At 55.9% G+C, this 23,259-nt stretch carries 20 protein-coding genes and 2 tRNA genes; 16 read left to right on the top strand and 6 right to left on the bottom strand.

From position 1 onward, the window contains the following. Nucleotides 1-5 precede the first annotated feature (5 nt). Nucleotides 6-2,303, bottom strand: a complete 2,298-nt coding sequence (gene hypF, locus ACXIUA_RS06115; RefSeq protein ID WP_457976376.1) for a carbamoyltransferase HypF — start codon at nt 2,301-2,303, stop codon at nt 6-8. A 47-nt stretch (nt 2,304-2,350) separates the two neighbouring features. Between hypF and ACXIUA_RS06110 the strand changes: the two genes are divergently transcribed. The 6 genes from ACXIUA_RS06110 to ACXIUA_RS06085 all read left to right on the top strand — a co-directional run bounded on the left by ACXIUA_RS06110 (nt 2,351) and on the right by ACXIUA_RS06085 (nt 8,501). Further along, nucleotides 2,351-2,695, top strand: coding sequence for a hydrogenase maturation nickel metallochaperone HypA (locus tag ACXIUA_RS06110; protein ID WP_070362543.1), 345 nt, complete (start codon nt 2,351-2,353; stop codon nt 2,693-2,695). 16 nt (nt 2,696-2,711) lie between these two features. After that, nucleotides 2,712-3,530, top strand: a complete 819-nt coding sequence (hypB, locus tag ACXIUA_RS06105; protein WP_070362542.1) for a hydrogenase nickel incorporation protein HypB — start codon at nt 2,712-2,714, stop codon at nt 3,528-3,530. 167 nt (nt 3,531-3,697) lie between these two features. Next, nucleotides 3,698-4,939 carry a hydrogenase small subunit gene (locus tag ACXIUA_RS06100; protein ID WP_457976375.1) on the top strand — a complete coding sequence of 414 codons (1,242 nt, stop codon included), beginning with the start codon at nt 3,698-3,700 and terminating at the stop codon, nt 4,937-4,939. A gap of 38 nt (nt 4,940-4,977) precedes the next feature. After that, a complete protein-coding gene (locus ACXIUA_RS06095) occupies nt 4,978-6,717 on the top strand; it encodes a nickel-dependent hydrogenase large subunit (protein ID WP_457976374.1) in 1,740 nt (579 codons plus the stop codon). Continuing rightward, nucleotides 6,714-7,946 (top strand): Ni/Fe-hydrogenase, b-type cytochrome subunit, encoded by a 1,233-nt coding sequence (gene cybH / locus ACXIUA_RS06090; protein ID WP_084028583.1) that lies wholly within the window; start codon nt 6,714-6,716, stop codon nt 7,944-7,946. The genes ACXIUA_RS06095 and cybH overlap by 4 nt, the downstream gene beginning before the upstream one ends. Nucleotides 7,947-7,949: 3 nt before the next feature. Further along, nucleotides 7,950-8,501 (top strand): hydrogenase maturation protease, encoded by a 552-nt coding sequence (locus tag ACXIUA_RS06085; RefSeq protein WP_083290945.1) that lies wholly within the window; start codon nt 7,950-7,952, stop codon nt 8,499-8,501. On the opposite strand, the gene ACXIUA_RS06080 is transcribed toward ACXIUA_RS06085, so the two are convergent. Continuing rightward, nucleotides 8,479-8,814, bottom strand: coding sequence for a hydrogenase maturation nickel metallochaperone HypA/HybF (locus ACXIUA_RS06080; RefSeq protein WP_256001086.1), 336 nt, complete (start codon nt 8,812-8,814; stop codon nt 8,479-8,481). The two genes, ACXIUA_RS06085 and ACXIUA_RS06080, sit on opposite strands and share 23 nt — an antisense overlap. Nucleotides 8,815-8,865: 51 nt before the next feature. Here ACXIUA_RS06080 and ACXIUA_RS06075 point away from each other — a divergent pair, with 51 nt between their 5' ends. The 3 genes from ACXIUA_RS06075 (at nt 8,866) to ACXIUA_RS06065 (ending at nt 10,386) form a co-directional block, all read left to right on the top strand. Beyond that, nucleotides 8,866-9,990 (top strand): nickel-dependent hydrogenase large subunit, encoded by a 1,125-nt coding sequence (locus ACXIUA_RS06075; protein WP_457976373.1) that lies wholly within the window; start codon nt 8,866-8,868, stop codon nt 9,988-9,990. Nucleotides 9,991-9,997: 7 nt separating this feature from the next. Next, nucleotides 9,998-10,255, top strand: a complete 258-nt coding sequence (locus ACXIUA_RS06070) for a HypC/HybG/HupF family hydrogenase formation chaperone (protein ID WP_070362538.1) — start codon at nt 9,998-10,000, stop codon at nt 10,253-10,255. A gap of 57 nt (nt 10,256-10,312) precedes the next feature. After that, nucleotides 10,313-10,386: transfer RNA gene (locus ACXIUA_RS06065), tRNA-Leu, on the top strand. Between the two features lie 57 nt (nt 10,387-10,443). Here ACXIUA_RS06065 and ACXIUA_RS06060 read toward each other — a convergent pair. The 3 genes from ACXIUA_RS06060 to ACXIUA_RS06050 form a co-directional block, all read right to left on the bottom strand. After that, nucleotides 10,444-10,800 carry a hypothetical protein gene (locus ACXIUA_RS06060; protein ID WP_457976372.1) on the bottom strand — a complete coding sequence of 119 codons (357 nt, stop codon included), beginning with the start codon at nt 10,798-10,800 and terminating at the stop codon, nt 10,444-10,446. Further along, nucleotides 10,797-11,186 carry a TetR/AcrR family transcriptional regulator gene (locus ACXIUA_RS06055; protein ID WP_070479193.1) on the bottom strand — a complete coding sequence of 130 codons (390 nt, stop codon included), beginning with the start codon at nt 11,184-11,186 and terminating at the stop codon, nt 10,797-10,799. Before ACXIUA_RS06055 ends, ACXIUA_RS06060 begins: the two co-directional genes overlap by 4 nt. A gap of 165 nt (nt 11,187-11,351) precedes the next feature. Continuing rightward, nucleotides 11,352-12,101, bottom strand: coding sequence for a TSUP family transporter (locus tag ACXIUA_RS06050; protein ID WP_457976371.1), 750 nt, complete (start codon nt 12,099-12,101; stop codon nt 11,352-11,354). A 144-nt stretch (nt 12,102-12,245) separates the two neighbouring features. On the opposite strand from ACXIUA_RS06050, the gene ACXIUA_RS06045 reads away from it, so the two are divergent. From ACXIUA_RS06045 to ACXIUA_RS06015, 7 genes are all read left to right on the top strand, one after another. Next, nucleotides 12,246-12,319: transfer RNA gene (locus ACXIUA_RS06045), tRNA-Leu, on the top strand. A gap of 41 nt (nt 12,320-12,360) precedes the next feature. Further along, nucleotides 12,361-15,030 (top strand): DNA polymerase I, encoded by a 2,670-nt coding sequence (gene polA / locus ACXIUA_RS06040; RefSeq protein ID WP_457976370.1) that lies wholly within the window; start codon nt 12,361-12,363, stop codon nt 15,028-15,030. Nucleotides 15,031-15,666: 636 nt separating this feature from the next. Then, nucleotides 15,667-17,130, top strand: a complete 1,464-nt coding sequence (gene rpsA / locus ACXIUA_RS06035; protein WP_070362535.1) for a 30S ribosomal protein S1 — start codon at nt 15,667-15,669, stop codon at nt 17,128-17,130. Between the two features lie 67 nt (nt 17,131-17,197). Further along, a complete protein-coding gene (coaE, locus tag ACXIUA_RS06030; protein ID WP_457976369.1) occupies nt 17,198-17,812 on the top strand; it encodes a dephospho-CoA kinase in 615 nt (204 codons plus the stop codon). Nucleotides 17,813-17,843: 31 nt separating this feature from the next. Beyond that, complete coding sequence (gene uvrB / locus ACXIUA_RS06025) at nt 17,844-19,943, top strand: excinuclease ABC subunit UvrB (RefSeq protein ID WP_457976368.1); 2,100 nt, start codon at nt 17,844-17,846, stop codon at nt 19,941-19,943. A gap of 18 nt (nt 19,944-19,961) precedes the next feature. Next, entirely contained in the window at nt 19,962-20,420 is a 459-nt protein-coding gene (locus ACXIUA_RS06020; RefSeq protein ID WP_070362532.1) for a universal stress protein, read from the top strand. Nucleotides 20,421-20,527: 107 nt separating this feature from the next. After that, entirely contained in the window at nt 20,528-20,971 is a 444-nt protein-coding gene (locus ACXIUA_RS06015; RefSeq protein WP_070362531.1) for a universal stress protein, read from the top strand. Between the two features lie 46 nt (nt 20,972-21,017). On the opposite strand, the gene ACXIUA_RS06010 is transcribed toward ACXIUA_RS06015, so the two are convergent. Then, a complete protein-coding gene (locus ACXIUA_RS06010; RefSeq protein ID WP_457976367.1) occupies nt 21,018-23,213 on the bottom strand; it encodes a HelD family protein in 2,196 nt (731 codons plus the stop codon). Between the last annotated feature and the right edge of the window lie 46 nt (nt 23,214-23,259).

Genomic DNA, 23,259 nt, shown 5'->3' with positions numbered 1-23,259 from the left:
GTTCGCTACCGCGACCAGAGCCTTCCTGCGGCCGCCTGGCCGAGGCTGAGCCCGCCATCAGTGGCGGGCACTTTTTTATGCGTTAGCACTGTCAATGAGGGGCGTTGGTGCCGGAATACTTGCAAGATGTCGGTCATCAAAATGCGGTTGACGGCGCAGCCTCCCGTGATGCCAATGACCTCGGTAGCTTCTTCTTGGGCGGCGTCAATAAGCGAGCGAGCAACGAGTGTCGCTATGCCTGCGTGTGCAATCCGGGCAATGTCTTCGAAGAGGCGTGTCCCATCTTGAGTCGTGCTGATCACCCATTGTGCAAGATGCGGGAACGATCGAATATCTTCGGTTGCGTCAAGCGCTTCTGCCAGCGAAAGGCGAGACATGCCTGCGAGAGCCTCAAGCTCCATCGCTGCTTGCGCTTCGTAGCTCACCGATTGCTGAACCTGGAGTATCGATGCGAACGCGTCGAAGAGCCGTCCCATCGAAGTTGTTGCAGTGGTGCCGACCCCGCTGCTGAGCTGAGAGTCGACTAATCGCAACTCGTCTAGATCAATTTCAGGAGGCACGCTGAGGCCTTCGAGCTGCCAGCTATATGCGAGACCGCGCGCAATCCGCCACGGATTTCGCACCGCTTTGTCGCCACCGACGAGGGAAAATGGTGGTAGGTGCCAGAGCCGCTCGGCGTTGCCATCGTCGGTTACATGAAGTATTTCGCCACCCCAAATGGTGCCGTCCGTTCCGTAGCCGGTGCCGTCGAGAGCTGCGACGACGGCGGGCGTCGATAGTCGCTGATGCTCAGCCAACAGTGACAGTGCATGTGCGTGGTGATGCTGGACCTCAATGAGCTCGACGCCACGCTGGTCAGCGTAACGCTGAGCCCACATCGAAGTTTGGTAACCAGGGTGCATGTCGCACACAACAACGTCGGGTTGTGCGCCTTGTATTGAGCAGAGCTGTTTTACCATTTTTTCGAAGTGCCGCTGAGCATCCCATGACCCCATATCGCCTACATGCGAGGAGACGTGTGCGTACCGCCCAACGGCTAGAGTCGCCGTGTTCTTGAGTTCGCCCCCTACCGCTAGGACAGTGGGCTTTCGCTCAGTGTCGAGCAACATTGGAATCGGCGCCAGTCCGCGAGACCTCCGAACAAGCGTCGTATCGACGTAGACCGAGTCTTCCACGGGCACATAAATCTCACGATCGTGGAGCACAAACATGTCCGCGAGGTGCGTAAGTTTCCGAAGTGCCTCTTCATTAGTGACGCATAAAGGCTCGCCGCTGAGATTGCCCGAGGTAGCTACCACAGGTCGGTCAACCAACAGATGGTGCAGTGGCGAATATGGAAGCATGAGGCCTACTTCCCTCAAACCAGGCGCAATACCTTCGCAGAGTGCTCCTTCGTGAAGCGGAACAGACACGATCGGATGTGACGGCGATGCCAAAAGATCCTCCGCTTCTTTACTGAGTGTTGCAATGGATTTGGCGGCGTCGAGATTTGGCACCATCACCGCGAGAGGCTTGTCGGGTCGGCGCTTGCGCTCCCTCAGCTTTTCGACGGCCTCTTCGTTTTCCGCCGCGCACATCAGGTGAAAGCCACCAATCCCTTTGACCGCGACGACCGCACCAGATTCCCAGGCGTTTTGAACCTTGAGCACGAGCTCGTCGAATTTGCCGGGGTCCAATGCAAGCGCATCCGTTCGCGTTTCGGCGAGGACGGCACCGTTGGCATCCGTACACCACAAAGTAGGGCCGCAATGTGGGCAGCTTATTGGTTGCGCGTGAAACCGCCGGTCGTCTGGGTTCGTGTATTCTTCCTCGCATTGTGTGCACATAGGGAATTCGCGCATGGTGGTAGTCGCGCGGTCGTAGGGGAGCGAAGTAATGATGGAGAGACGTGGCCCGCAGTGTGTGCAAGTGGTGAATGGGTAGTGGTAGCGCCGGTTGTCTTGGTCATCAATATCGGCTAGGCAGGCTTCACACGTTGTCATGTCAGGGGAGATGAGTGTCTTTTCTCCCTCGACATGTTCTGACTCGACAATCCGAAACCCCGTTTCGCCGTATACGAGTGGGAGTGGAGACGTTTGGCTATCCAAAATGTGGGCGAGAGGCGGGAGCTCGTCGATAAGCGTCCTCTGCGCATTGTGGAGTGCTGATGGTTCGCCCTGAAACTCGATAAAGACTCCGCGCTCGTTGTTGCCGACAAGTCCAGTAAGGCCGAAGCGTTGTGCGATTCGCGCGACGTGCGGACGCATTCCCACCCCCTGGACAATGCCTTCGAGAAAGACGCGGACTCTGCTCTGTGCTCCCATGCTGCATACTCTACAAACTTCTTGAATAATCGCCTAGGCTAGGTGCTGTGCATGAAGTTGCATTAAGTCATCAGTTAGCGTCAGCAGTTCAGCGCGCAGCGCGCGGACGAACGGTGCTGTCGGTGCACCTCCGAATCGGTGCGCTGCGACAAGTCGTGCCGGAATCACTCGAGTATGCCTGGGGGTTCGTCACAAAGGGGAGCCCCATGGAAAAGTCGGAGCTGCGGATCGACTGGGTTCCAGCCGAGATCGAGTGCAGCAACGGGCATCGAAGAATACTCGACCCCAATGAGTATCTCGACGTCCGATGCCAGGAATGCAACGCTCCCACGAGTGTGATTACGGGCGAGGAATTCGCTGTCGTAGACATTGATGTGACATCTGACCGTTAAGAAGGAGAAAAGAAGCATGGGACGTTTCCACCGCCACGACGACGGGACTGTTCACAGCCACGATCATTCGCATGATCACACGCACCACCACGAACACGATCACCTCCACGTGGGAGTAGATGCGGAGCACTCTGAGCACGGAGACCACACTGGGTATGACACTGGACGTGAACGCATCGCGGTGCTTGAGGATATTTTCACGGAAAACGATGTAAAAGCGGCCGCAAACCGTTCCGCGTTTGAAGAGCACGGCGTGGTTTGCATCAACGTGATGAGCTCCCCGGGAGCAGGAAAGACGACGCTGCTGCGTAAAACCTTGGAAGCGCTCGCGGACAAAATCCGTTTCGGGATTGTAGAAGGTGACATCGAAACTGCGTTAGACGCAGAGCGCTTGGAAAACCTCGGTGCACAGGTAAGTCTGCTCAATACCGGGAACGGGTTTGGGGGCGAGTGCCACCTCGATGCTCCGATGGTTGCGCATGCTTTAAAGGGGCTCAACCTCGATGATGTCGATATGGTGCTGATTGAAAATGTTGGCAACCTAGTGTGTCCGGCTGAATTTGAAGTTGGAGAGCATCATAAGGTAATGGTTGCCTCAGTTACCGAGGGGGAGGATAAGCCGCTGAAGTACCCGGTCATGTTCCGGAGTGTCGAAGTGGTCGTCGTAAACAAGGTTGACCTGCTGCCTTACCTGAATTTCGATCTCGATCTGTTCAAGGAAAATCTTGAGAAGGTGAATCCTGGAGTGAAGGTAATCCTTACCTCAGCTACAACGGGGGAAGGGTTAGACGAGTGGAATGAGTGGCTTATGTCCCAATCGGGGGTAGATTTCTAGCCCTGCCGACTTCACGACACCGGAATTACTTTCATGTCTTGATACCCTGGCCCTATAGATGCGTTAAGCATGCAGCTTGACCGCTGATGGAATCTGTACACGTTCATTTGAGGGGCATGGGCCGGAGTATGTGCCGGCACATGGCTCTCGCATGAGAGGGAAAATCGATGCTTCTACAAGACACTTGGCAGAGTGGAACGCTTTGGGAAAACCTGTCGAAGAAGGGGGTGAAGCGTCGAGACTTCCTTAAAATGTGCAGCTCTATGGCTGCAGTGTTTGCAGTGGGTGCGCCGCTTGCCTCACGCGCCAACGCTGAAGAGACTGAGGTAATTGCCGAGGCGCTCGGTGATGTAAAGAAGCCAATGGTTGCTTGGCTTCAGCTACAGGAGTGCACCGGCTGTATGGAGTCGGTGCTTCGTTCCGGTTCCTCCACAGTTGAGGACCTCGTCTTGAACCAGCTGTCGATGAACTACAACGAGCTCGTGATGGCTGCATCAGGGCACGCAGCCGAGCAGGCACTGGAAGAGATGAACAAGGAACCGCACATTCTGGTGGTCAACGGCTCTGTTCCAACTGGTGCAGGTGGCGCATACTGCCAGATCGGCGGCAAGAGCGCCGAGCAAGTTCTCCGCGAAGCCGCAGAGAACGCAACCGTAATCCTTTCCGTAGGTGCATGTGCAGTGTATGGCTCAGTACAGGCTGCTCGTCCAAACCCGACCGGGGCAGTGGGTGTTGACGAAATTATCAAGGATAAGCCAGTCATCAACGTGGCTGGTTGCCCGCCTATCGGTGAAGTTATCACCGCAACAATCACCTACCTGCTGACCCACGGTGAGCCACCAAAGGTGGATGCAGAGGGTCGTCCACTCTTTGCGTACGATCAGCGCATTCACGATTCCTGTCCGAAGCGTCCACACTTCGATGCGGGCCAGTTCGTGCGCACGTTTGATGACGAAGGCGCTCGTAATGGCTGGTGCCTCTATGAAGTTGGTTGCAAGGGCCCATCGACCTTCTCGCCATGCCCGATCATCCAATGGAACCTCAAGTCCGGCTGGCCGATCGGCGCTGGTCACCCGTGCATTGGTTGTACGGAAAAGGACTTCTTTGACCGGTTTACTCCGTTCTACGAGGAACTGCCGAATGTTCGTGCATTCGGTCAAGAAGCTTCCGCTGGCAAGATCGGCCTCGGCCTCATTGGTGTCGCCGCCGCTGGTACCGCAGTCCACGGCGCACTCAGCGTAGTCAAGGAGGTTGGCATCCGTCGCAAGAGTGGCGAAGTTCAGCCTCTTGCGGCCTTTGGCGAAGAAGACGGTCCCGAGGATATGTCGGCACTTATGGCAGAGGGTGATCAGGCGTTCGCGACCACCACCGATACTGATGGACACCACCGACCCAACCCATCCGCGTAAGCGGCGTTCACGACGATTGAAAGGAAAAGCAACTAAAAATGGCTGAAAGAGTTGTTGTAGACCCGTTGACGCGTATCGAGGGTCACCTCCGCATGGAGATGGAAGTCGAAGACGGCACCATCACCAACGCTTGGAGCGAGACCACGATGTTCCGCGGCATTGAGAAGATTGTAGAAGGTCGAGATCCACGCGACGTCTGGGCGTTTGTTGGCCGTATCTGTGGCGTTTGCACTGGTGTCCACTCCCTGGCAAGTGTTGTTGCCGTCGAAGACGCGATTGGAAGCCACATCCCAAAGCAAGCGCAGCTTATTCGTGACCTCGTCCTGACAAGCCAGGAAATTCACGACCATGTTGTGCACTTCTACCACCTGCACGCCCTTGACTGGGTGAACGTTGTCTCCGCAGCAAAGGCTGACCCAGAGAAGGCAGTCGAGTTTGCGAAATCGATAGGTTCGAACTGGAAGCTCAACTCCGTCGACAAGTTCCAGCAGGTGAAAGACACCTTGAACTCGGTTCTTGATTCCGGTCAGCTTTCTATCTTCACCGGTGGTTACTGGGACCACGAGGACTACCGTCTGCCACCAGAAGCAAACTTGATGGCGGTTTCGCACTACCTCGATGCGTTGCAGTTCCAGCGCTCGATTATCCGCATCAATACGGTGTTTGGCGGTAAGAATCCGCACCCGAACTTCCTCGTCGGGGGTATGGCCTGCACGATCGACCAGGATAGGTCAGAGACGGTCAACCAGGTTTCGATTGACCAAATCAAGAACTGGGTCGCAGAGATCCATGAGTTCATCAACGGTGTGTACCTGCCTGACGCAATGGCGATTATGGGCGTGTACAAGGATTACTTTGATATTGGTGCGGCTGCCCCGAACTTCCTCGCGGTTGGTATGGCTGGCGCAACAGTTCGTGGTGATCACATGGAGCGAACCATGGGGTACACGCACACGGACATCACTCCGGGTGTACTGCTCAACGGTGACTACTCCAAGGTCCATGAGCTCAATCCGGACCTGTTCAAGGAATACGTTTCCTCGGCATGGTTCGCACAGGATGACAAGAACGAAGGCAAACACCCATTTGAGGGCGACACTATCGCCGATTACACCGGTCCTAAATTGCCGTATAAATGGCTCGGCGATAACGAGGAGTACACCTGGTCTAAGGCGCCGCGTTATGACGGCCACGTCGTTCAGGTTGGCCCAGTTGCCCGTATCCTGCTCGCATATGCTCAGAACGAGCCAAGCACGAAGCGCCTCGTTGATGATGCGCTGAAGAAGCTCGGCATTAAGCTCGAACAGCTGAATTCGACCGGTGGCCGTACGCTGGCTCGTGCTCTGGAAGCTGTAACGACTTCTGAGGCCATGACCAATGTGTTGCTGCCCGAGTTCATCGAAGGATTGCGCAAGCGTGACTACGACGTCTTCGACTCCAGCAAGTGGGAACCTTCTTCCTGGCCGAAGGAATCAGAAGGCTTCTGCATGATGGAAGTCGCCCGTGGCTCTCTCAGCCACTGGACCAAGATCAAGGATGGTAAGACGGAGCGCTACCAGGCCGTCGTGCCGACCACCTGGCTGGCCGGTGGTCGTGATCCTGAGGGCAAGATGGGCCCATACGAGGAATCTCTGGCGAATGGCAAGCACCCGCTGGCCAACCCAGAGGAACCGCTAGAGGTACTTCGCACCATCCACTCGTTTGATCCATGCATGTCCTGTGCTGTGCACCTGCTGGACACGGAAGGCAATGAACTTGTGAAGGTGATCACGCAATGAGCACCCAGCTAAACCGTGCTTCTTCGAGCTCGGGTGGCGTGCCTGAGACTCGCAAGATCGCTCCAGATAAAAATCTGGTGTTGAGCGTCACAGAATCACGGCCGATAGACGATATCGGTGCGGAAACACTGTTGCGCCTGGCATCGTCGCAGCCGGCAAACTCGCCAGATCCTGTTGATCAGGCGCTGCTGCGTGCTGTTGACCCCGACTACGTCTACGGCACCGTGGAGAGCTTCAGCCCCGCGACGCCAAGCCGAAAGTACTCGCTTTCGGTCGTGCGTAACGCAAAGTTGCTCGGCGAGCGCCAGGACGTAGCGGTCATGCGTGGAGACCTTGCATCGGTAGTTCAAGCATCTGCATGGGATAAGCATGAGATGAAGACGATGATGCAGAACGTCGACACAGTTTCGAAGTTCGGCAATCGATGCATGGGTGTCGCCGTTGCACCTGTAGATGGCGACAAGACCGGTGAATTTGTACTCAAAGGCTATATTGCATTCGGCATCGGCGACCATGTCCGTCCGCGTCCTGTATCCAAGGGCGGCTACACCCGCATCGAGATGTGGCCGGTTGCACTGCGTTGGCAGCACTGGATCAACATGATTTTGATCATCATGATGACGATCACTGGTTACTACATCATGGATCCATTCTTCGGTCCTTCGAATGCTCACGATGCCGGAATGCTCATGGGCTGGAACCGTCTCATCCACTTCATTGCAGCCTTCGCGTGGATCGCACTGTCTATCTGGCGCCTAGCCATTATGGTGTTCGCTCAAACACGACAGATGAAGTGGCGGGCACTGTGGCCAGTGCGAAGCCAAGATGATCTGAAGTTGATGTGGGAGCAGACGAAATACTACCTGCTCCTTACGAACGAACCGCCACCACGTGTTGGCCACAATGGTCTCCAGCAGACGGCGTACACGGGCATTTACGCCATGTGCATGGTGCAGATTTACTCTGGTCTTGCGCTTTTCGGTTTGCCAAAGCAGGATAGCTGGTTCTGGCGGCTCATGGCTGCACCCGTGGAATGGATCGGCATCCCATACTTCCGTTTGGTGCATGCATTGATCATGTTCATTATTTGGGCTTTCGTCATTCTGCACGTCTACCTTGTGTTCCGTGCCGATGCGACGGAGCGCCACGGTGGCCTGTCTGCAATGATCAACGGCGGTGTTTGGTTGCCGAAGGGCACGAAGCCGGTTGACGGTCCTGAGGTTGAGTAGAGTATGACGGTCACGAGGAAGCTTCGTCCTGCGCCAGATGTCCCGGTGCCATCGCCTGAGCTGGTGACGCTTGATGGCGTCACTATCAACGTCATTGGCATTGGAAACGAGATCATGGCGGATGACGCAGTTGGGCTGGCCATCCTCCGCGAGCTTGAGGCGGACCCGATCCAGGGCGTGAACTTCATCTATGGAGGAACGTCTGGCATGGAGATCCTACCCATGGTGCAGGACGCCGACTACCTGCTGGTGCTCGATGGGCTCAAACAGGGCCAGCCAGGTGATGTGGCTGTGCTCGTCGGTGATCAAATTCCGCGCCTATTGCAACAGCAGCTATCGCCTCACCAGGTGGGACTGCTGGACCTGTTGAGCGCCGCGCGCCTCACAGGTCAAGAACCCGACAACGTGGCGGTTGTGGGTATCACGGCGCGCGACGTCGAATTCCGTACATCGCTGAGTGAGGAGATCAGTGCTGCAATTCCAGAAGCAGTGCAGCGGGCCCGGCAGCTGCTAAAGGAGTGGACAGCCGAAGCTACTCAACATCAACCCAAGTAACTTGGAACTCGTCACCCCCACGCAGATCTGCAGTGGGGGTGTCACATTTAGGGCATCGCAGCGCGAAGTATTCGTCAATCTCGACGGTATCTTCACATTGAGGGCACCAGACTGCCGCGGGGATAATGTCCAAGTCGAGCCGGGCGTGAGCACAGGTGGTATCGACGCGTGCAAGGTCCCATGCTTGGCGAAGCGCATACACATCAACTCCGGAGCGCGTGCCTACTTTCATGCCGACCGCCAGGACGTTTCGGCCGGGCACTGACTCATTGACCGCATCGATTACCCCGCGAAGTAGACTCAATTCATGCATACCCCCATTATGTTCAATTGGGGTAGGCAACGCGAGTAAGGAGCATGGAAAATGTCAGAGAAATTATTTCTTGACGCCGTCATCGATCCGCTTGCAGCGACAGTCATTGTCGAAGGTGAGGGAAATGAACGCACGGCACGCTTCGACATCGCCGGCGTGCCGCGCGTAGACAAGCTGTTAGTGGGCAAGCGCGCGAGCGAAGTTCCGACTATCGTGACGCGACTCTGTGGGCTGTGCCCGGTAACGCACCACTTGGCGGGGATGCGAGCACTTGACCAACTTGTTGGGTCGAGCGATTCGATGAGCGAGCAGGCCGTGCAGCTCCGGCGCCTTCTTCATGCGGGTTCGGTCCTTGACACGCTCGCACCGCGCCTGCTGCCTGACCACGGATTAGAGATCCGCAAGTTTGCGAAGCTGGTGCTGCGTGCCGCCGGTTGTCCGGGTCACTTTCCCGATGTTGCGATTCCTGGGGGAGTGCACGCACACGCCGATGCCGATGAGGTCAAGCGCGCAGCTGAAGGCGTCTCGACGATCCGTAGTCTCTTGCCTTCCCAACCGGTTGAGCCTGTGGAACAGCATCCTCCAAAGCTTGCCGACCTTTTCGCGTGTGATGCCGACGGCGCAGCAGATCCACTAGGAGAGTGCATTGCCGCGCGTTTCGAGGGTGAGCTGCATGTGTTGCCAGCGCATGATTTCTATGAGCACGTTCGAGAGCAGCACCCCGGTGCTATCACCCCGCGGCCCCAGGTACTTATCGACGGCCACTGGCGCGACTACCGGGTAGGCCCAGTTGCGCGATTCCCCCATCTGAGCGCGCGCGACGCCCAGTTTGCGCTTGTGCGCTCGGTACTCGACGATATCGAAAAGCTTTTGCAGGTTCCTGAGCTGTTGGCTGAGCCGGTCGTCGTCGATAATTCACTGCGCGATGGCATCGCAACGGGCATCGTTGATGGTCCTCGAGGCTTGTTGGTGCACCGCTACACTGTGGAAGACGGCAATCTGATCGATTGCCAGATTTTGAGCCCTACCGCGCAAAATGAGGGATGGCTTGCTCGGATGCTCACAGAGGCATCGACTCCTGCAGAGATGGAGTATGCGATCCGTAGCGCGGATCCTTGCCTGCCGTGCACCTCGGCACCGGAAGGCGCCATGAACATCAACATTGAAAGGAAATGATGTAGCGATGTGTCTTGGAGTTCCAGCGAAAGTGCTGAGCACTGGCGACCTGTCCAGCCCCATGCCGATGGGGGCCATCGATATGAAGGGTGAGGAGCGGCCATGCTGCTTCGCATATCTTCCAGAAGTTGAGGTGGGGCAGTGGGTGCTCATCCAGAATGGATTCGCAATGGACGTCATTTCGGAAGATGACGCGCAGGCCTCGTTCGAGGCAATCGATGAGTTTGATCTGCTACCAAACCAACCCGGCTCTACTGTGCGCTGACCTTAACGGCGTCCGATTGTTGTTCTGCTCGCGCCGTGCGCTATATTGAGCAGGCACGCCCCAGTAGCCCAATTGGCAGAGGCAACGGATTCAAAACCCGTCCAGTGTGAGTTCGAGTCTCACCTGGGGCACAAGGAGCCTGGTCGAGGATTCCCTCGACCAGGCTCCTTTTGTACGAAACTTAGCTATCAGGCTGATGCCAACTCGTTGATGTGTTCAACAGTTGTGACTGGGTCATCAACTGTGAGGACGAGGCGGGCGAAGTTCTCATCAGCTAACTCGATTACGACCGTATTCTCGAATCCGCTGACGTTCCAAAACAGCTTTTCACCATCTGAGTGGAACGTTCCCGCAAGCTTTTCTCCCATCCTTAGTCCTGGGCAGCGAAAACCCTTCGGCTCGTTCTTCATACCCGGGTCATGTGTAGCTCCGCGTACATGTTCCCAGGGAACCTCGATGGATCCTTTGAACGACCAAATCTTATCTAAGCCGAGTGGCTCAACAACCAGAGTAGCGTCGGTGAATTTGAGATTGTTGTTGCTCATTGTGCTTCTCCTTTGGAAGTGCCGCTTGCGCGGTCGAGTAAGTGCTTGCCTAGTGCTGCTGGGCCTCCAGCAAAGCAAAGGGAATTTGCTTCGAGAATCAAGGGGCGTAGCTCTTGGCTTACGGGCGCGACTTCCACGAGAGTGACTGCAACAAGACTCTTGGCTTCTAGTGTCACTTCACCTGTCTTAGCGTTTCGGCATACTGCTTCCAGCGCCGTTCTCAGCAGGCCATGTTTGGAACCGAAGATTTTATAGAAGCTCGAACGATTTATCTCAAGGTAGGTAAGAGTTGCGTCAACGGACTGTGCTGTATACCCGCGTTCACCGAAAAGCTTTATGGCCCTGCGGATGACTTCGTCTTCATCGAACTCTCGTGGTCTACCCATGGCTTACATACTATTCGTTCTGGAATGAATTGTCCATTATCTGAGGCTAATTAGATACCGTGTCGCGCGCCAAGCGCGTGTTTATGGCTCTACAACCGGATACTGGAAAGGAACCGGTGCTGTTGTGGTTTGGGGCTCAGTTTAAAAGTAGTCTTGGTCAGTGGATTATGCTTCGGTACCAAGTAGACCGCGCACAAGTGCGGTGAACCCGCCGAAGATCGCCAGGGCGAGTGCTATTCGATATCCCAGTTGCACTGGTACCCGTGGTGCCATGCGGGTGCCAACGACGATGCCCAGCACCATCGCAAAAATGCCAACCACCCACGTTTCGGGCGTTACCGCTGAAAGGTTTGCTGCACCAGTGATTTCCTTAATAGCGAAAGAGAGTGCGCCGCTGACCAGGAAGATTGGCTGGAGTGTTGCCGCGTAGATCTCCTTGGGCCAGCGGGCCGCGTGTGCGTACACGGTGATTGATGGGCCAGCTACGCCTGCCAACGTGTTCATGAAACCACCAAGTGAACCTGCGATAACAGAAGGTACGGTGCCTTCAATATTCGGTATGTAGCGTTTCCCCAACGTCACTGTGCCGAGCGCGATCAACAACAAAACGCCAACGATGATCAGAAGCAAGCTAGTTGAAACTGCCCGTATGAGGAATGCGCCGGGTGCCGCACCCAAAACAAGGGCTCCTGCGATAGGGGCGAAGCGTTTCCAATCAACGCGCTCGCGCATGGAATAGGTGTTGGCAATCGCGTTGGCGGTGGCTAATACGTTGACCATGAGCACGCCGGAGACCGGGCCGAGTAGGACAGATAGTGCGGGGGCCGCAATTAGTCCGAGCCCCATTCCTGAAATTCGTTGGAGTGCTGCACCGGCGAATATGGCCAGGAAAATCCCGATCAGAACTGGTGTCACTGTGCCCTCCTGCGCTCTTCTCCTTATACGGCGCTCATCACCCTACCTGACAGATTCTAGATACCCGCAGTGAACTGGCGATTTGGGTGACTTCGCGCTGCGATTCACGCCGGAGCGCCTGCCTGCTATATACTTTGCGACGTCGCCCCAGTAGCCCAATTGGCAGAGGCAACGGATTCAAAACCCGTCCAGTGTGAGTTCGAGTCTCACCTGGGGCACAACACCCGGCCACGAGCCGGGTTTTCTTGTTTGAGTCGTCATGTCGGGACGTACGTCTACACTAGGGGCCGTGAAGAAACGGTTATTGCTCATTGACGGACACTCCATGGCATTTCGAGCGTTCTACGCTCTGCCTGCTGAAAATTTTTCGACGACCGGTGGCCAAACAACGAATGCGGTGTATGGCTTCTTGTCGATGTTCGCCAACGTTGTGGCGCAAGAAGCACCGACGCATATTGGTGTGGCGTTCGATGTGGGGCGCAAGACGTTTCGAACGGAGCGTTTTCCGGAGTACAAAGCTCAGCGCGAATCCACTCCGCCTGAGTTTAAGGGGCAGGTTCCGCTGATTCAGGAGTGCCTTGAGGACCTCGGAATCATCAGTTTGTCGAAGGAGAATTTTGAAGCTGACGATATCGTGGCGACGCTGGTGCACCAGGCTCGCGCTGATCAGAATTTCGAAATTGTCTTGGTTTCAGGGGACCGCGACTACCTACAACTGGTAGACGATTCAACGACCCTGCTGTACCCGATGCGCGGGGTTTCGACGATGACACGTTTCACTCCGGACAAGGTCGAGGAGAAGTACGGGCTGACTCCGGCACAGTATCCGGATTTTGCAGCGCTTCGGGGAGACCCGTCTGATAACCTCCCCTCGGTTCCGAAGGTCGGGGAGAAGACGGCGACAAAGTGGATCACGCAATACGGGTCACTCGCGGAGCTTGTTAGTCATGCGGATGAAATCAAGGGAGTCGCAGGTCAAAACTTCCGAGACCGAATCGAGCAAGTGCAGCTCAATCGTGAACTAACGCAGATGGTCACCGACGTGGAGCTCCCTGTTACGCCAAACGACTTGGAGCTGAAGGCCGTTGACGTCGGTGCTATTGCGAAGCGATTTGATTCTTTGGAGTTCGGCACGAATCTTCGCGAACGTGTGCTTTCTGCGCTTCCTACGGAAGGGGACGCCGAAGAGCATTTGCCTGTGGAGCTTCCAGAAGTTGTGATCGACGAAGGGCCGTTGGACGCATGGATCGCTTCCCATAGGGGTCAAGGATTAGCGCTGTATGTGGACGGTAGTCCGCTGCCGGCAAACGGCGATGCTACTGCGATTGGGATCGTCGATAAGGAGCGGCACGGCATCCAACGCGAAACAGCGGAGCTAACCCCTGAAGAGGATGTTGCGCTGAAGGACTGGTTGGAGTCAGATGACCCCAAGTACCTCCACAACGGTAAAGCTATGTATCACATGCTGCGGGGCAGAGGTATCACACTCAGCGGGATTGCGCATGACACAGCGATTGCTGCCTACCTGCTTCGCCCGGGGCAGCGCACCTATGCGCTGGCTGATGTATACCAGCGTCACTTGCAGCGACAGTTGGACGTAGGGCAAGAGCAACTCAGTCTGTTGGATCAAACTTCACAGGTTGATGCCGCCGTTGCTGTGCTGGAACTGGCGCAACATCTTGCTCAAGAACTTCGTGAAATCGACTCTTACGCGCTGTATGCCGACCTTGAGCTGCCGCTTGTACCCATTCTTGCCAGGATGGAGGACGTCGGTGTGGCTGTTGACGTCGAAGCTCTTGAAAATCTTCGCAAGGAGTTTACTGACAAGGTTGCCCAGGTAGAAGGAGAGGCCCGCACGCTTGTCGACGAGCCAGCTCTCAACCTTTCGAGTCCGAAGCAGCTTTCTGTCGTTCTTTTCGACAAACTCGACTTGCCTAAAACCAAGAAAACAAAGACTGGGTATTCGACGGCAGCCAAGGAGATCGAGGCGCTTGCAGAAAAGAATCCGCATCCGTTCCTTGATCATCTGTTGGCACATCGTGAATATCAGAAGATGAAGTCCACAATCGAGGGGCTTATCAAGGCGGTACATAGTGATGGCCGAATTCACACAACCTTCAACCAAACCGTGACTTCAACGGGCCGACTGAGTTCGACTGATCCAAACCTGCAGAATATTCCCGTCCGTACAGAGACAGGTCAAAAGATTCGAGCAGCATTCACCGTTGGTAAGGGGTATGAGTATCTACTGACCGCTGATTACTCACAGATTGAGATGCGAGTGATGGCGCACCTATCCGGGGACAAGGGGCTCATCTCCGCGTACAAGGATGGCGAAGACCTGCACAACTACGTCGGTTCTCAGGTATTTGATGTTGCTATCGACGCCGTGACGCCCGAGCTACGCCGTCGGGTCAAGGCAATGTCATATGGTTTGGTTTATGGGCTCTCTGCGTATGGTCTCGCCGCGCAGCTCTCGATCTCGCCAGGTGAAGCCAAGGAAATCATGGAGAGTTACTTCCACCGTTTCGGTGGGGTGAAGCACTATCTGGACTCGGTCGTCGAGAAAGCCAGAAAGGATGGATACACTGCAACTGTGTTTGGGCGCCGACGCTACCTGCCTGAGCTCAACAGTGACAACCGAGTCGCCCGAGAAAATGCTGAGCGGGCGGCCCTGAATGCTCCTATTCAAGGTACTGCCGCAGACATCATTAAAGTAGCGATGATTCACGTTGACCGAGCGTTGGCTGACTACGAGTCCCGTGTGCTGTTGCAAGTGCATGACGAGTTGGTTGTTGAAGTCGCTCCTGGTGAGCTCGATGAAGTGCGTGAGATTGTTGAGCGGGAGATGGATCGCGCTATTGAGCTCAACGTGCCGCTCGAGGTTTCTACCGGATACGGAGAGAACTGGCAGGATGCTGGCCATTAGGGCGGGAAGTGTGGGGCTATAGAGCGGCCCCCATTATTCCGCTCTATAGCCCCGAGACGGTCCCAGAGCCTCCTTCTCAATCCGTCTGGGACTGCCTTCCCCCATCAACCGCTTCTTCCCCCGAGTTCCCCCGAGAAGCGGTGCCACGGTTCACCTCGCGAGGTTTCACAGCTCTAGATTGGCCTTATCTATCGCTGCTGCGCCTTGATCGTGGCAATGAAAACACTAACAGACGTCTGTGGGGAACGTAAGAGAATTGGCCAAAAATGGACTACATTAAACAAAATATTGACTAATTATGGGGGTGTGGGATGGCGAGTGTATTGCGTTGACCAGCGAGTTTGCGTCTTATTGGCGGTGCGGCAGACTTACGGTGTTCTCAGTTGGTGAGTTCGGTGAAGGGCGTGTTGTTTGCCTTAACGGTCGACCGGATGGGGATTTATCCGAGTGTTGATATTTGCGCGAGCTGGGCAAAGGCGATATTCTTGCACGAGCATATCTGGGCAATAGGTCTCGTGGTGTCGTAATAGGAGGGCATCACCGGCTCATATTGCGGGATCTTTCCGCGCTGGTAAGAGATGATATGCCCCTGTCCAAATACGATCTCCTATTTCAATTTCGGAGCACATTTAACTTATGCGCACTTCCAACGCACCACAGGTCGCAATCAACGATATCGGCGGACCTGAGGAATTTCTCGCCGCTGTAGACGCAACCATCAAGTACTTCAATGATGGTGACATCGTCTCCGGCACCGTAGTTAAGGTTGACCACGATGAGGTTCTCCTTGACATCGGCTACAAGACTGAGGGTGTTATCCCTACCCGTGAGCTGTCGATCAAGCATGACGTTGACCCGGACGAAGTTGTCCAGGTCGGCGACGAGATCGACGCACTGGTCCTGACCAAGGAGGACAAGGAAGGTCGCCTCCTGCTCTCCAAGAAGCGTGCTCAGTACGAGCGTGCTTGGGGCACCATCGAAGAGCTGCAGAAGAACGACCAGCCAGTTACTGGTACGGTCATCGAGGTTGTCAAGGGTGGCCTCATCCTCGACATCGGTCTTCGTGGCTTCTTGCCTGCGTCGCTCGTTGAGATGCGTCGCGTCCGTGACCTGGATCCATACATTGGCCAGGAGCTCGAGGCAAAGATCATCGAGCTGGACAAGCACCGCAACAACGTGGTCCTGTCCCGCCGTGCATACCTCGAAGAGACGCAGTCCGCTGTTCGTTCCGACTTCCTGCACCAGCTGCAGAAGGGTCAGGTACGCAAGGGCGTTGTTTCTTCCATCGTCAACTTCGGTGCTTTCGTGGACCTTGGCGGCGTAGACGGCCTGGTTCACGTTTCCGAGCTGTCCTGGAAGCACATCGACCACCCATCTGAGGTTGTCACCGTCGGCGATGAGGTTACCGTTGAGGTTCTCGACGTCGATCTCGACCGTGAGCGTGTTTCCCTGTCGCTGAAGGCGACCCAGGAGGACCCATGGCGCGTGTTCGCACGCACCCACGCTGTCGGCCAGATCGTGCCGGGCAAGGTCACCAAGCTTGTTCCATTCGGTGCGTTCGTTCGCGTCGAAGAGGGCATCGAGGGTCTGGTTCACATCTCCGAGCTGGCACAGCGCCACGTCGAGGTACCGGACCAGGTTGTCAACGTTGGCGAAGAGGTCATGGTCAAGGTCATCGACATCGATCTCGACCGTCGTCGTATCTCGCTGTCGCTGAAGCAGGCGGACGAGGACTACAACGAAGAGTTCGATCCGTCCCGCTACGGCATGGCTGATTCCTACGACGAGCAGGGCAACTACATCTTCCCAGAGGGCTTCGATCCGGAGACCAACGAGTGGATGGAGGGCTTCGACGAGGCTCGTCAGCAGTGGGAGGCTCGCTACGCAGAGGCCGAGCGCCGCTTCCAGGCGCACACTGCACAGATCGAGCGTCATCGCGCTGCTGCTGCCGAGGCGGCAGAGCAGGCGGGTGACCAGGCGAACTACTCCTCGCAGTCCAACGCTGCAGCTCCGGCAGCGGATGAGACCGCTAGCGCAGGTGGCTCGCTTGCATCTGACGAGCAGCTCGCAGCACTTCGCGACAAGCTCGCTGGCAACTAGTCTTTACTAGCTAATCGACGACCCCTTCCTGGAATCCAGGAAGGGGTTTTCGCCTATTATGTGACGCATGTTGAGAATTGGGCTTACCGGAGGAATCGGAAGCGGAAAGTCGTCCGTTGCCGCGTTGTTACGTGAGCGTGGCTTCGTCGTAGTCGATGCTGACCGTATCGCGCGCGATGTTCTGCAACCAGGAAGCGATGCGCTAAAAGAGGTGGCTGCTGCATTCGGCGATGACCTGGTGGACGCTTCCGGCGCTTTGAACCGCAAGTTGCTGGCGCAGCGGGCGTTTGCCTCGGAGGAACAGACGCAGAAGCTGAATTCGATTACGCATCCTGCGATTCGCAAGGAGTCATCACGGCAGTTCGACGCCGCTGAAGCTGAAGGAGCCCGGGTTGCTGCGTACGATATGCCACTGCTTGTAGAGCTTGGGCTGCACCGTCAGATGGACTTCACCGTTGTAGTCGACGTGAATCAGGAAGAGCGAGTGAGGCGACTGGTCCAATCGCGCGGTCTAGCGGAGGCAGACGCCCGTTCCCGTATAGCACGGCAGATTGATGACGACGATCGACTCGCGGCCGCTGACTACGTGATTGACAACAACGGTCCGTTGTCTGAGCTCGCTCCGCAGGTGGATGCTTTGGTCGACTATGTCGAACGAGAATTGTTGCAGCATCAACGTTGAGGAATCAGGTTGAGTCATTAGACTGAGCTGCATGGCATTTGCAGCAGAACATCCGGTCCTGGCACATTCGGAGTTTCGACCAGTAGGCGAGATCGAGCGTCGAGAAAAGCCCTTTGAAGTCGTCTCGGAGTTTGAGCCATCGGGTGATCAGCCTAAAGCGATCGCAGAGCTAGATGAACGTCTCAACCGGGGAGAAGAAGACGTCGTCCTCATGGGTGCCACCGGCACCGGCAAGTCGGCGACGGCAGCGTGGCTGATCGAAAAGCAGCAGCGCCCAACGCTCGTGATGGCTCCGAATAAGACGCTCGCTGCGCAGCTAGCAAATGAGCTTCGGCAGCTCCTCCCAAATAACGCGGTTGAGTACTTCGTCTCGTACTACGACTATTACCAACCAGAGGCATATATCGCTCAGACGGATACATACATCGAAAAAGATTCCTCCATTAATGATGATGTGGAACGCCTGCGTCACTCAGCTACCTCCGCATTGCTGTCGCGTCGTGACGTAGTGGTGGTGTCGTCAGTCTCTTGTATCTACGGCCTTGGTACGCCGCAGTCCTACCTTGATCGCTCTGTGGTGCTGCGCGTGGGGGAAGAGGTTGAGCGTGACCGCTTCCTTCGATTACTCGTTGATATCCAGTACGAGCGCAACGATATTGACTTCAAACGCGGTACGTTCCGAGTAAAGGGCGACGTCGTCGATATCATTCCTGCGTATGAGGAAGTCGCGGTTCGGGTTGAGTTCTTCGGAGACGAGATTGACAGCTTGTATTACATTCATCCGCTCACGGGAGACGTGCTGAGCCAAGAAGATGAGCTTCGGATCTTTCCTGCTACCCATTACGTGGCCACTGAAGAGCGAATGGAAAAGGCGATCGAATCCATCAAAGAAGAGCTTGCAGACCGTTTAGAGGACCTTGAGAACCGCGGAAAACTACTTGAGGCTCAGCGACTTCGGATGCGCACCGAGTATGACCTCGAGATGATTCAGCAGGTTGGCTTCTGCTCAGGCATTGAGAACTATTCTCGTCACATGGACGGGCGCGAGGCAGGATCGGCGCCGGCGACGCTCATCGACTACTTCCCGGAAGACTTCCTCACAATTATCGACGAGTCTCACGTGACCGTCCCGCAAATTGGAGGAATGTTTGAAGGCGATATGTCGAGGAAGCGCAACCTCGTGGAATTCGGATTCCGGCTGCCGAGTGCCGTCGACAACCGTCCGTTGACCTTCGATGAGTTTGAATCGCGCGTGGGGCAGACGGTGTACATGTCCGCGACACCGGGCGATTACGAGCTCGAGGCAGCACACGGCGAGTTTGTTGAGCAGGTTATTCGCCCAACAGGCCTCGTCGATCCAAAGGTCACGGTGAAACCGACGAAGGGACAAATCGACGACCTGATTGACGAGATTCGCGTCCGGGTGGAGAAGAACGAGCGCGTGCTGGTCACTACCTTGACGAAGCGCATGGCTGAGGACTTGACTGATTATCTCCTGGATAACGGGGTAAAGGTGCGCTACCTGCACTCTGACATTGATACGTTGCAGCGCGTTGAGCTGCTCCGCCAGCTGAGGCTTGGAGAATTCGACGTCCTCGTTGGCATCAACCTGCTGCGAGAGGGTCTCGACTTGCCGGAAGTTTCACTTGTTGCAATTCTCGACGCCGACAAGGAAGGGTTCCTGCGTTCGACCAAGTCGCTGATTCAGGCTATCGGGCGCGCAGCTCGTAACGTATCTGGAGAGGTCATCATGTACGCCGACCAGGTCACTGAGTCGATGGAGGAAGCAATCAGTGAGACAGAGCGGCGTCGCGAAATTCAGTTGGCGTACAACAAAGAACATGGGATCGATCCGCAGCCGCTGCGCAAGAAGATTGCCGACATTTTGGATCAGGTATATGAGAACACTGACGGTGAAGCTGAAAATGGCGTTGCCTCGGATACCGCAGTTGTATCGAAGCCAGACGTGTCCGAGATGGCCTCTGATCAGGTACAAGCATTGATCGACGACCTTACGAAGCAAATGGGTGCAGCAGCTCGCGAGTTGAAGTTTGAGCTCGCCGGCAGACTGCGTGATGAAATTGCTGATCTCCGAAAGGAACTTCGTGGTATGAAAGATACAGGAAACTAAGAAAGGTTCGAGGAATCTATGCATACCTATAAGTCGATTGCTGTCGGTACTGACGGTTCACCAACTTCGCTTGTTGCGGTTCGTGCTGCTGCGAGCCTGGCCCGCGTGTATGACGCGAAGCTCACAGTCATCTGTGCTCACTACACAGCGTCGGGCTCGATGCTGAACGCAACCAACGCGGAGCTGAGCAAGATCGATATCGTGACGGAATCGGGCGCCGAGGATATCTTGAGGCGTGCGAAGGCGATCGCAGTCGAAGAACAGGCACCAGAGATTAACTTGGTCTCCAGTGGCGGCCAGCCTGCGAATGTACTGCTGGAATCAGTAAAGGAATACAGCGTAGATCTCCTCGTGGTTGGAAACAAAGGAATGCGGTCCCTCGCCGGTCGAGTCTTCGGCAACATCCCAGGTAGCGTGGCAAAGAAGGCGCCGGTTGATGTCATGCTCGTTGACACCCGAGCTGAAGGCCATGACTAGCCTTCATCCGCGCGAGAACCAGGTACTATAAATTTGACCGTGCTTGTTGGCGCCACCGTTATCCAGCGAGCGACAGCTGAATCAGGAAAGGTCTCAAGAATACAGCTATGGCCAATTACTACAAGACCATCGTCGTAGGGTCCGACGGGTCCAAGTCTTCACTGCTCGCCGTCGAGCGTGCTGCAAAAATGGCGAGTGCATTTGGTGCCACGCTAGTGATCGGTACCGCGTATTACGAAACGGAAGCGGACGCGACGAAGAGCCTGCGACAAGATTCGGTCACCATCCTCGGTGACAAGGACGCGTTGGCAAATCTTGAAGCGGCAGCAGAACATGCGCGACAGCACGGAGCAAAAGACGTGCAGACTGCGACCCGTCCGGGTACTCCAGTAGAGGCTCTGATGGCGATTGTTCGTGACAACAATGCGGAACTGCTGGTGGTCGGTAACCGCGGTATCAACTCTCTGACAGGTCGCCTGCTGGGGTCTGTCCCAGCAGACGTTGCTCGCCAATCGGACTGCGACGTCATGATCGTACATACCGTCAGCTAACGCTTCATATAACAACCTCCGGCCAACTGCCTGGCCGGAGGTTGTTCTATGGCATCTCACCGATGACAGCGAGGCTTTGAGTTGCTCGGGTCATCGCCACGTAGAGGTCTTGCCAACCTTGCGGAGAGGCGTCGATAATTTCTTGGGGTTCTATTAGTACTACATGGTCAAATTCGAGTCCCTTCATCGCATCGACATTTGACTTGTCGATGATCGCTGTCGTGCGCCCATCCTCGTATGTTGCGACAGTTTCTGGGGTGGTGCCGGAAGGCCAAAACTCGACGGGTTGCCCAGTGCTTCGAATGCTCTCAGGGACCGCTGCCTCTGAGTCGATCGCGTGAAGAACTTTCGCGGCGTACTCCATAATCTCCGACGGAGTCCGGTAGTTCACACTCAAGGTATGCGTGCGGAAACGCGAGCCAACAAACGGTTCCAGCGTTGCTGACCAGTCGTCTGAACCCGCAGGCGAAGAAGTCTGCGCGGTGTCTCCAACTAATGTCATCCACTTTGATGGGCAGCGCCGAAACACCATCCGCCATTCCATCGGTGAGAGCTCTTGTGCCTCATCCACGATCACATGCCCATAGGCCCATGTGCGATCTGCGCGTGCGCGCTCTGCGGTCGAACGGATATCGGTGCTCGCCTGGCGCTGCGCGAGCGTTTCCGCATCAATGACGTCTGATGCAGAGAGGATCTCAGCCTCGAACTGGTCGTCATCGTTGTCAGTGGACTCGGATGAAGCCAAGACGTCCAACGCGTCCTCTGCCTCGGCCACCTGCTGTTGCCACGCATCGTCAACGGAGTCACGAATACCCTCCGCTGGGCTACTACCAATAAGAATCGACAGTTCGTCGAGTAATGCTGCATCCGACGGGGCCGTTGCCGCACCAGGCTCCCGAAAGAGGGCATCTTGTGTGTAGTCGTCGTAGTCATACGCGACAGCTGCGATTGCGTCGCGGTCTTCAAGCAAATTACGTAGTACCTCTGTAGGCGACAGAGTGGGGAAGTGGGCGTCAATAAAGTCTCGGACCTGGGATTCTTCAGCCAGGTCATCGTGGAGCTGATCGACGTCTGCAGCAGACAACAGATTCTCACCGCCTAGAGGGTCCGCACCAATGGTGTTGGCAAGTGCTTGCGCAAGAAGTTCGCAAAGATGTTCCGCAAACACGGCTCGTGCTTCATTATGAGGACGACGTGACCGTCGTGCTTTGGTTCTGGCTGCCTTCACCATGGCTGGCGTCGCAGCGACAGGAACGTTCTCAATTGAAAGGGTTACCGCGCGCTCCGGAACCGTCTCATATGACTGCACAGCCCGCTTGAGAATCGTGACCATCTCAATCGAGCCTTTGACTTCCCGTGCAGCAAGCGACTCGCTACCTTCCGGGGTAAAACCGGGGATTAAGTCTGAGATTGTGGAAAGCACTACGCCGGTCTCGCCGAGCTCCGGAAGAACTCGCGAGATGTAGTCCAAAAAGACGGTATTGGGGCCAAGAACCAAGACGCCGGTCTTCGCCAGCTGCGCTCGCCAAGTATAGAGCAGATACGCAACACGATGGAGAGCGACTGCAGTCTTGCCAGTACCTGGACCACCCTCGACAACCATCACTCCACGCGTAGCGTCACGAATGACGGCATCCTGTTCACGCTGGATTGTCTCAACGATGGATTGCATGTGCGCAGTGCGTGGCCGATTCATGGCGCGCCGCAGCGCAGCCTCGGATCCGACACCCGAGGCTTCAACACCCGTACCTGTGCCGGAGAGGACCTCGTCGTCAATGGTTTCCACCGTGCGACCCCTCATACGGATGTTTCGCCGGGTTTGCACGCCTGAAGGGTGCGCCGTCGTCGCGAGGTAAAACGGCCGTGCCATGGGCGCCCGCCAATCGATGAGGAGCGTCCGGTACTTGTCTTCGGGGGCGTCGATGCCCATCCGGCCTATATAGCGTCGGTCAAGATTGTCGCTGTTAGGGACTAGATTCTCCGGAGACTCGTCCTCCACATCAATTCGGCCAAAAACTAAGCCAACTTCTGCCAGGTTGAGTGCATCGAGTTTTGCATTCAGCCCATGATATTCAGTTTCGCGCCTGACGAGCGCATCAGAATCTGGGTTGTCAGGGTCGACATCTCGTTGCACCGCTTCCAGTTTGGCTTGGGCTTTCGATACTTCATCGTCAAGACGAGAAAATAGACCGTCGACGTAGTGCTGTTCGCGAGCAACCTCTTGCTCTGACACGGTGAACATAATCTCCTTCAAAGTAAAAGCCACCCCGCAACCACAACTATGCGGC

Source organism: Corynebacterium sp. UMB8791 (assembly GCF_054166365.1).
Note: the sequence above shows the minus strand (reverse complement) of the source record. Positions and strands in the feature narration are given on the sequence as shown.

What these genes read in the sequence shown, in the direction of transcription:
- ACXIUA_RS06075 (WP_457976373.1), top strand. Translation starts at nt 8,866, where the DNA reads ATGTCAGAGAAATTATTTCTTGACGCCGTCATCGATCCGCTTGCAGCG.
- ACXIUA_RS06080 (WP_256001086.1), bottom strand. Translation starts at nt 8,814, where the DNA reads ATGCATGAATTGAGTCTACTTCGCGGGGTAATCGATGCGGTCAATGAG.
- ACXIUA_RS06010 (WP_457976367.1), bottom strand. Translation starts at nt 23,213, where the DNA reads ATGTTCACCGTGTCAGAGCAAGAGGTTGCTCGCGAACAGCACTACGTC.
- rpsA (WP_070362535.1), top strand. Translation starts at nt 15,667, where the DNA reads ATGCGCACTTCCAACGCACCACAGGTCGCAATCAACGATATCGGCGGA.
- ACXIUA_RS06015 (WP_070362531.1), top strand. Translation starts at nt 20,528, where the DNA reads ATGGCCAATTACTACAAGACCATCGTCGTAGGGTCCGACGGGTCCAAG.
- uvrB (WP_457976368.1), top strand. Translation starts at nt 17,844, where the DNA reads ATGGCATTTGCAGCAGAACATCCGGTCCTGGCACATTCGGAGTTTCGA.
- polA (WP_457976370.1), top strand. Translation starts at nt 12,361, where the DNA reads ATGTCGGGACGTACGTCTACACTAGGGGCCGTGAAGAAACGGTTATTG.
- ACXIUA_RS06100 (WP_457976375.1), top strand. Translation starts at nt 3,698, where the DNA reads ATGCTTCTACAAGACACTTGGCAGAGTGGAACGCTTTGGGAAAACCTG.
- hypB (WP_070362542.1), top strand. Translation starts at nt 2,712, where the DNA reads ATGGGACGTTTCCACCGCCACGACGACGGGACTGTTCACAGCCACGAT.
- ACXIUA_RS06085 (WP_083290945.1), top strand. Translation starts at nt 7,950, where the DNA reads ATGACGGTCACGAGGAAGCTTCGTCCTGCGCCAGATGTCCCGGTGCCA.
- ACXIUA_RS06095 (WP_457976374.1), top strand. Translation starts at nt 4,978, where the DNA reads ATGGCTGAAAGAGTTGTTGTAGACCCGTTGACGCGTATCGAGGGTCAC.
- cybH (WP_084028583.1), top strand. Translation starts at nt 6,714, where the DNA reads ATGAGCACCCAGCTAAACCGTGCTTCTTCGAGCTCGGGTGGCGTGCCT.
- ACXIUA_RS06020 (WP_070362532.1), top strand. Translation starts at nt 19,962, where the DNA reads ATGCATACCTATAAGTCGATTGCTGTCGGTACTGACGGTTCACCAACT.
- hypF (WP_457976376.1), bottom strand. Translation starts at nt 2,303, where the DNA reads ATGGGAGCACAGAGCAGAGTCCGCGTCTTTCTCGAAGGCATTGTCCAG.
- ACXIUA_RS06060 (WP_457976372.1), bottom strand. Translation starts at nt 10,800, where the DNA reads ATGAGCAACAACAATCTCAAATTCACCGACGCTACTCTGGTTGTTGAG.
- ACXIUA_RS06070 (WP_070362538.1), top strand. Translation starts at nt 9,998, where the DNA reads ATGTGTCTTGGAGTTCCAGCGAAAGTGCTGAGCACTGGCGACCTGTCC.
- ACXIUA_RS06055 (WP_070479193.1), bottom strand. Translation starts at nt 11,186, where the DNA reads ATGGGTAGACCACGAGAGTTCGATGAAGACGAAGTCATCCGCAGGGCC.
- coaE (WP_457976369.1), top strand. Translation starts at nt 17,198, where the DNA reads ATGTTGAGAATTGGGCTTACCGGAGGAATCGGAAGCGGAAAGTCGTCC.